Consider the following 13,238-nt stretch of genomic DNA (forward strand, 5'->3'; position numbering starts at 1 on the left):
TGACATATTTACGTAATTCAGTGATATATAAGGTTATTTTTCAAAAATAACAATTCGACCAAATTTATAAAAATTGCCTAAAAAATGCATATTAGGAATATTCCTAAAAACGCATTTTGTGAGTTTTTGATTTACCTTATGTCTTCATTTTGAACAAAAAAGCATTTAAAGCTAAGTGCTAATCGATTTTAACACTATCTATTCTACTCATCTTTTCAGTGAACTAACGTGACAATAACGTTAATCATAGTTCTATTTCGATAACATTGACTCATTAAATTAGTTCTTCAATGACAATAAGATATTTGAGCGAAATAGGACAGGAAAAGTATATTATTTCAATATGCTATGAAATAGCACTTAAAATCACCATGCGTGTGAATTAGGCTGACTGAATATTATTTAAATATCACTCTACTTTTTATTAAAGAATATTTAACATTCAAATATTGCTAAATATAAATCAAATTTGTTCTCATTTATCAGTAATCAATTTCAATAGGATCCACAAAGTGCAAATATCTTCTTCTTAACAAAAGATCTTGACAGGCTATTAAGATTGGTTGTTTTTCATTCAATTTGTCGTTTTTCATCGAATTAATGGCGTTGGATCTAGCTGAGGGCGTGAGATAAAAAAACCCGCTCAGTATCAATGAAGCGGGTTTTTAGAAGAGTCGATTAGTGATGCATTATCTGTCGTTTGGTCGGTTCATAATATGGTCTTCCCACTCTACCACATCAATTTCTCGTACTGCGATATGGCGAACTGAGATACCTTCATTATGCATTGCAGCTTTTGAACCGGTTTTCAATGGATGCCAAGCAGGAAGCGGTTTTCCTTCCATTAACAAGCGGTATGCGCAGGTACTTGGTAACCAAGCAAATGTTTCCAGATTATCCCGAGTCAGTTTTATGCAATCCGCTTCATATTTGAAACGATCTGCATAATGTCTGCACTGACAGGTTTTAATATTTAACTGGTTGCAAGCCACATTAGTGAAATAGATCTCATCGGTGTCTTCATCCATTAATTTATGCAAGCAGCATTGCCCACATCCATCACAGAGAGACTCCCACTCTTCATCGGTCATTTCATCTAAGGTTTTAACCTGCCAGAAAAACTGAGACATAATACTGCAAAATCCTATACTTAAATGACTCTAGTGGTCAGTGAATTATCATTAATCGTTAGCTTTAACATATCCCCAGAAGCCAATGGCCCCACACCTTCCGGTGTTCCGGTTAAAATAACGTCCCCAGGACGTAGGGTAAAGAAACGGGACATATAGCTAATTAGCGGTAAAACTGGCGTGATCATATCACGGGTCGAGCCAGACTGACGAACCTCGCCGTTGATTTCTAAACTCAGTGACATATTTTGCAGGTCACTGGTACCACTGACGGGAATAAATCCAGAAATCGGGCATGAACCATCAAAAGCTTTGCTTTTTTCCCATGGCTGCCCTGCTTTCTTAAACTTTGCCTGTAAGTCTCTTAGGGTCAAATCAAGTGCTACCGCATAACCGGCGATTGCACGAGCAACCCTATCTTCATCCGCATTTTTAAGAGGCATACCGATCAAAATCGCCATCTCAACTTCGTGGTGAACTGAGCCCAATTCTTTAGGAATAACAATTGGTTGGTTCACATCACACAGGGCAGTTTCCGGCTTAATAAATAAGACAGGCTCCTCAGGTAGTGCTGAACCCATTTCTTTAATATGTTTGGCATAGTTACTGCCCACACAAACTACTTTATTGGCAGGGAAATCTAATAAAGCACCTTGCCAGTCGCGATGTTGATACATGTCGGTAACTCCTATTATCGTTATTGTATTTTTGCAGCGATGCCATCCGCCATCATACAAACACTTAATGCGAAATAATATGAACGATTCCAATGCATAATCGTGCGGAAGTTTTGGGTCACTAAGAATGTTCGACCTTCAGGGTCATCAGGAATAACCACCCATGTTTTCACATCTGGCGAAAGTTGGGAAAATGCAGGTAATTTAACCCCTAATTTTTCCCACTCCTGAACGGTTTTCCCTTGTTCCGTTTTAACCCCTTCTAAACTACGGTTAAAATCAGCAGGTAGTGAAACTTGATAGCCCCATGGTAATGCAGCTTGCCACCCTTCGGTGGATAAATAATTGGCAACTGAAGCAAAGACATCGGCTTTGTTATTCCAAATATCCATTTTACCGTCACCATCACCATCTGCGGCATAGGATAAATAAGAAGTTGGCATAAATTGGCTCTGCCCCATCGCTCCAGCCCATGAACCTTTCAGTTGCTGATCTTCTGGGATATAGCCTTTATCCATGATTTCCAATGCTGCTAATAATTGCTTACTAAACAGTGCTTCACGACGCCCTTCAAAAGAGAGTGTGGCAAGCGCTGAAATCACATCTTCTTTACCTTGTGAACGACCAAAACCACTTTCGAGTCCCCATAAAGAGACAATGTATTGGGGCGGCACGCCATATTTTTGGCTAATTGCGTTTAATACCGCTTGGTTTTCATAGTACTTTTCAACACCCGCATTAATACGAGATTGTGGTAAGACATTTTTTAAATAGCTGGCTAACGTCACTGTTGCGCGTTTTTCAGGTTGCCCTTTATCCGCTTTTACGACACGTTCAAGGAAATAAATGTTAGCAAAGCCACGATCAATCGTAGATTGTTTGATACCTTGAGCCGCAGCATGTTGTTTCAGCAAATCCACATAAGCGGGGAATTGTGAAGGTTCACGTTGCTCAATTGGAAAAGCTTTATCTAGCGCGATAACTTCTTTCTCAATCGCAGCTTCTTGTGCCATTGTCAGAATTCGAGTTTCGTTTGCTTGAGTTGCAGCTTTTTGAGTCTGTGGAGCACTACAACTTGCTAAAAGCACACCAGCGACTAATGTATATAATAACGTTGGCTTCATTTTTATCCTCCTGACGATAATGGCTTTTTAAGGATCATCCTAAATTATCTTAGTCGTTTAATTCGCGATATTCAGAAAGTAAATTTTCAACCGGAGGTGGGAATTGCAAGTAGTAACCAACGTCTTGAAGGTCAGCTCGAACTCGCTCAATGTCCGCATTTGCCAGCTTTTCACGTTTATCCAATGAAATTAACATTGAAAACTGTGGTTTGCCAAATTGCTTGAGGAGTTCTTCTGGAACGCGTGAAAAGTCATCTTTCTTCTCGACATATAAATAAGTTTGATCACGGTTCGGGCTTCTATAAATTGCACAAATCATTATATTTAACTCTTTTTCTTGGTTCGTAAGCTTGCTTGAAGTATGCAGTAACTATAACATGCTATTGTTTTACTGAGTATCTTCACCCGAGGATTGTTTCGGAAATTTTAATTTGCTGAGTCTAGATAGATGCCACAATCGCCAATAGAACTTAAAGGCAGCAGTTTTACTCTTTCAGTCATTCACTTACACAGTGAAGAGCCTAAACTCATCAAAAAAGCGCTGCAAGACAAGGTCAATCAGGCTCCTGATTTTCTTAAAAATGCCCCTGTTGTTATTAATGTTGCAGAATTAACTCACCACGCGGATATGTACAGTATTCACAAAGCGATTGTTTCTGCTGGTCTTCGAATTGTGGGCGTCAGTGGTTGTACTGATCCACTGTTAAGACAAAAGATCAATGAAGCGGGCTTGCCAGTGCTTATTGAAGGTAAAAGCAAAAAAGCGCCAGAACCTTCAACGGATGACGTCTCTTTTGCGAAATCTGATATTGCCCCGCAACCTGCTCCTACCGAATCTGCTTATCGCAAAACCCGTATTATCAATACTCCTGTTCGTTCAGGTCAGCGTATTTATGCGCCAAATAGTGATCTCATCGTCACAAGTAATGTTAGTGCAGGTGCAGAATTATTAGCAGATGGTAATATTCATATCTATGGCGTTATGAGAGGTCGTGCCCTTGCTGGTGCCTCTGGTGATATGGAAAGCCAGATTTATTGTACTCATTTGCAAGCAGAGCTAGTGTCCATTGCAGGCGAGTATTGGTTGAGTGATCAGATACCTACTGAATTTCTCGCCAAAGCAGCTAAACTTTGTTTAGTTGATAACAAACTTAATATTGAATACTTAAATTAGACCTTATTTACAAGGAATTATTCATGGCACGCATAATTGTTGTTACTTCAGGTAAAGGTGGCGTTGGTAAAACCACTTCAAGCGCGGCCATAGCTACCGGCCTAGCTCAAAAAGGGAAGAAAACCGTAGTTATCGATTTCGATATCGGTCTGCGTAACCTTGACCTAATCATGGGGTGTGAACGTCGAGTAGTCTATGACTTCGTTAACGTTATCCAAGGTGATGCAACTCTTAATCAGGCGTTAATCAAAGATAAACGCACTGAAAACCTTTATATTCTTCCTGCATCACAAACTCGTGATAAAGACGCTCTGACTCGTGAAGGTGTTGAGAAAATTCTGGATGAACTCAGCAACGAAATGGCGTTTGACTTTATTATCTGTGACTCTCCTGCCGGTATTGAAAGTGGTGCATTAATGGCGCTTTATTTTGCTGATGAAGCCATTATCACAACTAACCCAGAAGTCTCTTCTGTTCGTGACTCAGACCGTATTTTAGGGATTTTATCCTCTAAATCACGCCGCGCAGAAAAAGGTCAAGACCCAATTAAAGAGCGTTTATTGTTAACTCGCTATAACCCAGGTCGAGTGACTCGTGGTGATATGCTGAGTATGGAAGACGTTTTGGAAATTCTGTGCATTCCATTAGTGGGTGTGATCCCAGAAGATCAGTCTGTTTTACGTTCATCTAACCAAGGTGAACCTGTCATTCTGGACTCTGACTCTGAAGCAGGACAAGCATATAGCGACTGTGTAGAACGTATTTTAGGTGAAGATCGCCCTATGCGTTTCATTGAAGAAGAGAAAAAAGGCTTCTTAAAGCGTCTATTTGGGGGATAAATAATGGCTTTATTGGATTTCTTTCTGTCGAGAAAAAAGACGACAGCAAATATCGCAAAAGAGCGACTGCAGATCATCGTTGCTGAACGTCGCCGCGGTGATAGTGAGCCAGCTTATCTTGCTGATATGAAGCGAGATATTTTGCAAGTTATTTGCAAGTATGTTCAAGTTGACCCAGAAATGTTATCCGTACAATTTGAACAAAAAGATGATGATATTTCTGTTCTCGAATTAAACGTCACCCTTCCTGAAGCGGAAGAAGGTAAAGACGTCAAAGAAGCAAAACCCGCAGAACAGTAATATTGTACAATGCCGCTATATCGCTATATTAAATAACGCCATAGCGGCTTGATTTTATTGTTGATTTCAGTACTAGTCTAATCTGAAGTTAATTTCTAATGTCATTTTTCTATTCATGTTTTCAGGTGGCTTGCCGAGTGGCTTGCTACGCCTAATTGCATCCAATATCGCTTGTTCGAAAAATTGACTCATTTCTGAATCTACCACTTTTGCATTGACCAACTCACCGTTCTCTGTGACATCAAACTGAACCTGAATATCCCCTTGCATACGCATTTTGCGTGCTCGTCGCGGGTACTGTTTATGGCTATCAATTTCCCGTTTGATCTGGTCTAAATAGCGTTGCTTAGCATTGATGCTATTTTCACCATCAGAAAAATGAGCGAGGTCACCTTGCTGCCCTGCAGCTAAAGAATTTGCTGTGTTTTCGCCTTCTTTTGCTCTTTGGGTTTGTAAATCATCCCGAAGGCTTTCTTTCTTGGCTTTTTCTTCTGGCTTAGCCTTATTTTTTACAGGATTACGCTTTTCAGATTTCACTTCTTTGGGTGTTTTTTCAGCGACGATATTTGAGGCATTATCTTGCTGGCTGCGCTGTTTGCTAACCTTGATATTCGCGTACTCAAACTCTTCAATGGCATTGAGTTCACCGCCAGTTACCGATTGGCTTTCTTGGGGGATACTCACTTGTTGCTCAACTAAAAACTGAGTTAACGCGACGGTCACCACGGGCGAAATTAACGGTGCTGTCATTTTGAATGACAATGAATTGAACGCAAAAAAACAGAAATAAATAATTGTGCCGTGTAATAAGCCAGAAAGCGGTAATCCATAATAAATTCGAAAATAATTCATGGCGATATTCCTAATCAGCCCCAGCAATGCATACTTGCTGGGGCTGAGCCTTAGAAGTGACTGGTCACACTTAAACGAAGAGATCTTCCCGGCGCAGGCATCATGCTACGCGTCAATGGGTCAATGTAATATTCGTTTAATACGTTAGAGGCTAACAACTCCACTAACAGGTTCTTATTCACTTGATAAGTGACATAGGCATCAGTAACAAATACTGCATTCCAACTCATCGGATTATTGTTTAAAGGTGAATAGGAAGGACCAAACTTGCTCGCCATCTGTGCTTCATCTTTATTTTCTGTCTTGGCGTGATATCGTACACGCCCGCCAACTTCCAAACTTTCATTAAAGAAGCGCATACCGAGATTAGTATGGATGCTGTATTTAGGTTGTAACTGAGTTCGGAGGTAACCATGCGGGAAACCGCCTTCAGTACATATTGACCCTTTGTACTTGTTCAACGGGTCTAAACGAGCCATCGAAGCATCGTCACAAACTTCATTTTTCAGCCGGAAATCTACCCCTAAATCGCCAAAGAAACGCCCATTATCATAGCGAGCTAACACTTCTAATCCGGCGGTTCTGTGCTGATCCATTTGCGCAAAAACCAAATTACCATCACGGTCAAACGCATTATCGATAATATTATGGTAATAGTTGATTCTAAAATCGGCGGCATTTTCTGCTTTTAACCAACTTTGCAAATTACGTACATAACCGATTTCAAAAGTATGGCTGCGTTCTGGCTTAAAGGGGCGATGCACTATAGTGACTTTACCTCCGCCAGAAAAACCGATGGTATCTTCAAAAATACTTGGCATTCTAACGGTTTCGGCATAGCGAGCAAAAACGCGATCATTTTCTGAAAGGTAAATTGAACCTCCCAATGATGGGCTCCACGCGGAATTAATACGTTTACCTGGGTTTTTATACTTTTCATTCTCACTGACTGAAATATAGTCCCATTCTTTATTTGGAGCGCGATAGGCTATGATTGCTTTCACTTTTTTCTGGCTAATCGGGTCAATCACTTCTTCTGATAGGTCAATTTCCCCATTATAGAATGGGTTATTCTCCGTAGTGAGTTTGCCATCTTCATCCACTCGCCATTTGATATAGTCGAATCCGGTAATACGAAATCCTTCATGCTCTTCTTGGATTGTATAATAGTGTTCGGCTTTTTTTAGGGAATACTTAGGGAGTGATAACGCTTCTGCGACAAACCATTCAATTTTAGATGTACCAATGCTACTGTCCGGCCAGAGACCTATCTTATTGTAACCATCAAAAGTACGCCCTTGACTATCCACATATTCTCTCACTTTACGCGCTTCCTCTTCCGTTAACGGTCGAGAGTATTCAAAGTTCATGGCTGTCTCAATTTGATGCACAGCAAAGCGCTCATCTTTTACTTTTAATCGGCGTTCTCTTAATAAATCTCGCGACCAATAATTTTGATACTGAATACCTGCATTGACATTTAGCCAATCCGTTGGTCGCCAATCCAATCTAATTGCTCCACTGTACTCTTGGCGCTTTCCTTCACGAGGTATCGCTCGAAATGTACTGTATTTAGGTATTTCCGCATTAGGGTCATAAATATCATCATGACTGTGAATTTTCTCATTCGTAAAGTTACCAATAAAAGTCACATCAAAGCTAGGCAGTAATTGGGTCTTATTAGATAAGGAAATCCCTTGTCTATCATTGAGTTGACTCAGTTTTATTCCATCCACTAATTTCCCATTAACATGTGGATTTCTACGATTACCATTTACATACCAGTCATACTCCATCGCTTGCCTAGGCAAGTCACCCGCCGTATTGGAGTTTAAATCCATTTTTGTTAGCCAATAACTTAACTGAAAATCAATAAACGGTTGTTCACTGGGTTTAAATCCATAGTTAACATAGAAAGAGCCTAAGCTAAGATTTGCCAACGGCCATTGGGGAATTTCCCCTGCCAAGTCATGAAAACGAATTTGCGAGGGCATAATCTCCCCATAATGGCTTTTAGTATGTACATAGCCGAGGGAGACACTCTGTGATTCAGAGAGCTGCAAATTCATTTTTTGAAGGAAAGTTTCGATATTACTGGAGGTATTCCCTACTTCTTTGGTCGGTAAGTAGACATTGGCAACAAAGGGGACATTAGGGTCTAATGTTTTACTAGAATATCTCTTGTCTCGAGTGACAATAGGCTTGCGGAAATAGTTTGCACCATGACGCCCTGCAAAGTAGTTACCTTGGTTTCGATGACTATAAGCAAATAGCAAGTTAAATTTATCTTGCCGTAACCCCAGAGCCACTCGCATCGCACTGTCTTTTAAATTAAAGAAATTAGAACTTCCTGGTTGGTCTGGCTCTACTACTGTCTTAGGGTCTCTGAACTTCACTAACGACAGACTATCATTATACTTGGCTGCACTCTCCATCAGTTCCGGGTCATCTCGATAATCACTCCCAAGGTGCAATTGCTTCATTCGTGGTTTTGTCGAATTAGTGCGTGTTTCCAATTTAAGGTCGACAGCAAAACGTTCATCTGATGGGACAATATCATCTATGCTGAGGGTTTTTACTGCCACTCCACCGCCAATAGAGGTACGAATATCACGATCTAACATCGGGCTTTTTATTACAGTAATACTGCTGATCATATTGGGGTCTACATAGTTTCGGTTATTGGCCCCGTTGTAGCCACGCCACACGGTGATGGCTTGCTCCGTACCGTCCACAGTAACAGGTACTCGCCCTTGACCTTGAATGCCTCGCACATTTGGGTCTAACGCCCCACTATTACGTGCATCCCCACTATAAACACCGACACCGTGGTTCAAAATATCAGCGGGGTTAGTGCCTTTATAGCGTTCGGCCGCTTCTTTACTGATATAGATATTTGATTCATCTTTATCATATTGATCATCCGCACCTTTTTGATCCCGCATTTTAATCGTATCAGTCTGGTCTTTTACCTGTATATTGCCCACCTGTTCCCTTGAGTTGGCATAAGACGAAAGTGAAATGACACCCATAGTTAACCCTGTGGCAATTTTCATTGCCACCACTGCTGTTACTTTCATATTAAATCTCAATACGAACTAAAACGTTTTACTTAAATTTAAACCCACTTCGCTTTTATTATAGGAATAGCTTATTTTTGCGCTGCTATCATTGAATTTGTAATTAATATAGAGTGTTGGTGTTAATGATAGAAATGTATGACCTAATAGAGTTATTTGGCTATTTAACTCCCACGATTCATCGCTACGTTTTGTATTAAGTGCACTGTCGAAATCAAAAAAATCATAATTGCTACTTGTCAGTTTATTGACTAACTTATTCGAGCCAAAAACATTAACTGATCCCACTGTTAAACCTGATACTTGATAGCTATCACTTTTATATTTTTCAATATTTTTACCGCCATATATATTTGAAAATAGACTCCATTGCGGATTAACCGAGTAAATTGCCGTCATACTATAATTAATATCATAACCTGAGCGTGATATTCGCTTACCAAAGAAAATTTGATTTTTATACGTTAGATTGGATAGCAGATAAAGCTTATTGCTGGGGGAATATGCCCCAGTAATGCTCGCCCCTACACTATAATAATCAAATAAATGCCCCCGCCAATTAATATCTACAATTGGTGAAAACGTGACCTTTTTATTTCCATAAAGATACTGATAACTTACTGATGAGTAACTTGAAAAACGCCTTTTTACTGAGCGATGTGGATATTCCAACACATGGCCACCTATGCCAGCTAATAGCGAATGCCCTCGATATTGCCAAAGGATTTTATTAGCATTTCCTGAAAAACCGTACACCAAACCGGATTTGATTTCGCTACCTTGCATGCACCACATCGAATTACATTGCTGCTCCTTGTTACCGTGAGCCTCGGTATAGTTTGTGTCATACTTTACATCCGCATTAAAATTCCCCTGCCAATTAGCTCGATTTTCTAATGCTGTAATTTCATTGTCTATCTGTTTTATTCGTTCTTCAGGTAAACCTACTCGATATTTGTTTTTTATTTTCTTGTATAATGTTAATGCTTCATGATGATAGCTATTTTTTATATATACATGTGCTAATTTCATTTCAGCAAACACTGAGTTAGGGTTTCCATTAACTATTTTTAAATAAAATTTTAGTGCTAATGGGTAATCGCCATTAAAATAAGCTCTCTCTGCTGAAATATAATCCACCATACCTTTATCGTGATTTATATCATTCATATAATCAGGCAATATTTCATCGATTTTTTGGAATTGCTGCCGATTGACTAAATCATAAAGAATAAAACCAAGGTCGTCGACATTTTTGTTTGTTTCAAGTGGAATTATATTTAACGAGTTATTTCTCGTGTTATTTATTTCAGTTAAAAACCCGATTATTTGTTCATATTGTTGTTGCCCATATTGTTGTTGTCCATAATTTTGCTCAGAAAATGAATTTACAGAAAACAATAATAGAATTAATACCTCAATCTTGCTGATTATTTTTTTCACCCGTCTTCCTTTTTCTTCTTCCATAAAAACACAGGTAGGCAAAATAACTTTTGCCTACCTGATAACAACGATATTGCTAAACAAAGAGTGTTAAATAAAGAAATTACTCTTCGATTTGGCTACCACCAAAGGCGGTATCATGTTTGTGATTATCATTAAATACCAACACACCACCAACATGTTCCGCATTCTCACCAAAGAAGCGCCCATAACTCAAACCTGTATTCTGCTGAGTATTTTCGAGATTTTTAACAATGGCATCTCCAGAAAACGATCCGCCATCCATTATTTGCCCTTTAAAATCATACTGGTGTGCAGTTCCTTGTAATGAACCAACATAGTCCTTATCACCAAAGTTCGCCTCAAAACTACCTGGAAGCTTCTTCTCACCATCATATTGGTTAATTCCCGCTATGGTGTAAGTAACTTTACCTTCGGTTGGCACAGCTGTTGTCGCATCTTGGCCAGAGAAGAATGCAGTGTGCTTAGCATCGTCTTCTGTTCCAGTTTGTGACCAATCCCCATAATAAACTTCAGCATCGGCGATTTTAGAAAACTGAAATTTCCCCATATCGATATTACCGTTTGGCGTTGCAGGAACAACATAAACATTGCCTTCTTTAGGGAACATCACAATTCTCGCTAAACTCGAGAATGATATTCTTTTTCCTTCACCTTTATAACGATGGCCAATACCCGGAGAACCTACAGTACCCCCATGAGGCCCATGAGAAGCTTGGGTTTCTCCTACCGTTACATCCGATCTTTCTGTTTCATACGTTTGACTCTGTGCAGATTCCGTTACCGCACTCGCATAAGTAGAAACACCCACCAACATAGCAATTAATGTAACTTTAGTACTTTTATTCATAAGTTATTTCCTTATACATTTAATAAGAAATTAAAAGGAGATGATGCTTTTTGCTCTGTACTCTTGGACGTATTTGCGGACCCACAAACTGGAAATGATTTTATGAGAATGAGTTTTATTTACAAATAGCGAATTTATAATTCAATTAAAAATCATTGTATTAGAATGATATTTTTTCTTTTTATTTTTCAATTAACTATAAAACAACCCTCCCCCTATAAATGTTAATCATCGCTGTAATGGGTTATTTTAAGTTCGATTTTTATTTATATTTACTATTTTTTAAGAGTAATTACAGAATTGAAATACATTAAATAGCGCCATTAATATCAAAGCGCGGTGTTATTTTTAGATTAGTGCTAAATAATAATCTTCATTATTTAAAGAAGAATAAATATTTAATATTGGCGGGATGAGAATAAAGCTTATTGATATGAGTAACAAAATGCCCAAGAAAAAAAGTACTTTGAAAATGGCATAAAGGCACAAAATTATCGCTATTTTGTGCCTTTATTATGATTACGCTTGGCTAAGTAATTGGGTTAATGGCGCTTCTAGTAACCGACCTCGCCAACCAGCAAGCAGTTCAGGCTGACATGATTTCTCTTTTAGCCCCCAATGCACCGCTAATAACTGGTTAATTTGTCGACGAGATGCTAATAACTCTGGGTTGAATTTTTCATTCTCGGCGATCTCTTTCACCACCCCTTTGATCTCTTTAAAAATGCTTTTGTATTGGCTCTGCTCAGTAATATTAGCAACTGGTGCCGGATACTGGCTGGCATCCAATTTTTTCGCTTCTTCGACAATACTCAATAAGCGACGACCATGGCAGCGAATTTCTTGTCCCGATAAACCGAGAGCATCCAGTTCACCTAAAGAGCTCGGTAAATAACGGGCGACTTTCCACAGGTTTTCTTCTTTAATAACGAAATTGATCGCCATATCCCGTGCTTTTGCTTGATCCAAACGCCATGCTGCCAGCAGCTGTAAGCAAGCAAGTTGTTCATCACGTAATTGCCACGCATTGGTGATATTTAAGTAGGCTTTTTCAGGTTTGACTGTTTTTTGACGACGAGCAACCACTCGCTGGCATTCATCTTGGGCATCGGCTAAATAACCCGCTTCCGTCACTTTTTCCATCAAAATTTTGGCCAGCGGCAGTAAATAAAGCACATCTGCCGTCGCATAATCACACTGCTTCAAACTTAAGGGACGCGCGAGCCAGTCTGTTCGAGATTCGCTTTTATCTAGCTCGACACCCAAATGCTCTGCCACCAACGTAGCGAAGCCGCAAGAAATGGGATAACCCAAAAATGCCGCGACGATTTGAGTATCTATCATCGGCTCTGGCACACAACCAAAATCATGCATAAACACTTCTAAATCTTCGCTGCCTGCATGTAAAAACTTCAATTGGTTTGGATTGGTTAACAGCGCCTTAAATGGGCTAAAATCCGTCATTAATAGCGGATCAATCAGTGAAACCTGTTTTCCATCATACAACTGCAATAAACCCAGTTGCGGGTAATAGGTTCGTGTCCGAACAAACTCAGTATCTAATGCTAACCACGGCGCATCACTGGCCTCTTGGCAGACTTGGGCTAATTCGCTATCTGTTGTGACTAAACGGTAATTCAAAACAAGTTTCTCTTTATTATAATTTGGTTAAGTGTATCTGATTGACACAGTAACGCCGGTAAAAACCGGCGTTACACACATTGCTTTTGTTAATTCATCGCCTAATT

General features: G+C 39.5%; 12 protein-coding genes. 3 read left to right on the plus strand and 9 right to left on the minus strand.

Annotated features, from left to right (window positions below):
- Window positions 1-689: 689 nt before the first annotated feature.
- Genes GKR74_RS12835 through GKR74_RS12850 form a run of 4 tightly spaced genes read right to left on the minus strand, consistent with a single transcriptional unit; the run spans window position 690 to window position 3,250 of the window.
- A complete protein-coding gene (locus GKR74_RS12835) occupies window positions 690-1,133 on the minus strand; it encodes a YcgN family cysteine cluster protein (RefSeq protein WP_196231028.1) in 444 nt (147 codons plus the stop codon).
- A gap of 17 nt (window positions 1,134-1,150) precedes the next feature.
- Window positions 1,151-1,807 carry a fumarylacetoacetate hydrolase family protein gene (locus tag GKR74_RS12840; protein WP_154603877.1) on the minus strand — a complete coding sequence of 219 codons (657 nt, stop codon included), beginning with the start codon at window positions 1,805-1,807 and terminating at the stop codon, window positions 1,151-1,153.
- Between the two features lie 20 nt (window positions 1,808-1,827).
- Complete coding sequence (locus GKR74_RS12845; RefSeq protein ID WP_154603878.1) at window positions 1,828-2,931, minus strand: lytic murein transglycosylase; 1,104 nt, start codon at window positions 2,929-2,931, stop codon at window positions 1,828-1,830.
- Between the two features lie 49 nt (window positions 2,932-2,980).
- A complete protein-coding gene (locus GKR74_RS12850; RefSeq protein WP_036948197.1) occupies window positions 2,981-3,250 on the minus strand; it encodes a YcgL domain-containing protein in 270 nt (89 codons plus the stop codon).
- A 129-nt stretch (window positions 3,251-3,379) separates the two neighbouring features.
- Between GKR74_RS12850 and minC the strand changes: the two genes are divergently transcribed.
- The 3 genes from minC to minE are packed head-to-tail and all read left to right on the plus strand — an operon-like array spanning window position 3,380 to window position 5,244.
- Window positions 3,380-4,105: a septum site-determining protein MinC gene (minC, locus tag GKR74_RS12855; RefSeq protein WP_154603879.1), complete on the plus strand. Its 726-nt coding sequence runs from the start codon at window positions 3,380-3,382 to the stop codon at window positions 4,103-4,105.
- A 23-nt stretch (window positions 4,106-4,128) separates the two neighbouring features.
- Complete coding sequence (gene minD / locus GKR74_RS12860; protein ID WP_154603880.1) at window positions 4,129-4,944, plus strand: septum site-determining protein MinD; 816 nt, start codon at window positions 4,129-4,131, stop codon at window positions 4,942-4,944.
- Between the two features lie 3 nt (window positions 4,945-4,947).
- A complete protein-coding gene (minE, locus tag GKR74_RS12865) occupies window positions 4,948-5,244 on the plus strand; it encodes a cell division topological specificity factor MinE (protein ID WP_036948203.1) in 297 nt (98 codons plus the stop codon).
- Between the two features lie 72 nt (window positions 5,245-5,316).
- On the opposite strand, the gene GKR74_RS12870 is transcribed toward minE, so the two are convergent.
- The 5 genes from GKR74_RS12870 to rnd all read right to left on the minus strand — a co-directional run bounded on the left by GKR74_RS12870 (window position 5,317) and on the right by rnd (window position 13,131).
- Window positions 5,317-6,096 (minus strand): energy transducer TonB, encoded by a 780-nt coding sequence (locus GKR74_RS12870; RefSeq protein ID WP_230089157.1) that lies wholly within the window; start codon window positions 6,094-6,096, stop codon window positions 5,317-5,319.
- Between the two features lie 50 nt (window positions 6,097-6,146).
- The gene (locus tag GKR74_RS12875; RefSeq protein ID WP_154603881.1) at window positions 6,147-9,176 is read right to left on the minus strand and encodes a TonB-dependent receptor domain-containing protein; all 3,030 of its coding nucleotides are present in this window, start codon (window positions 9,174-9,176) and stop codon (window positions 6,147-6,149) included.
- A gap of 18 nt (window positions 9,177-9,194) precedes the next feature.
- On the minus strand, window positions 9,195-10,643 hold the full coding sequence (locus tag GKR74_RS12880; RefSeq protein ID WP_154603882.1) for a surface lipoprotein assembly modifier: 1,449 nt from the start codon (window positions 10,641-10,643) through the stop codon (window positions 9,195-9,197).
- A 79-nt stretch (window positions 10,644-10,722) separates the two neighbouring features.
- The gene (locus GKR74_RS12885; RefSeq protein WP_154603883.1) at window positions 10,723-11,490 is read right to left on the minus strand and encodes a Slam-dependent surface lipoprotein; all 768 of its coding nucleotides are present in this window, start codon (window positions 11,488-11,490) and stop codon (window positions 10,723-10,725) included.
- Between the two features lie 519 nt (window positions 11,491-12,009).
- Window positions 12,010-13,131 carry a ribonuclease D gene (rnd, locus tag GKR74_RS12890; protein ID WP_154603884.1) on the minus strand — a complete coding sequence of 374 codons (1,122 nt, stop codon included), beginning with the start codon at window positions 13,129-13,131 and terminating at the stop codon, window positions 12,010-12,012.
- Window positions 13,132-13,238: the final 107 nt, after the last annotated feature.

Source organism: Providencia sp. wls1914, assembly GCF_009706645.1.
GTDB lineage: Bacteria > Pseudomonadota > Gammaproteobacteria > Enterobacterales > Enterobacteriaceae > Providencia > Providencia zhijiangensis.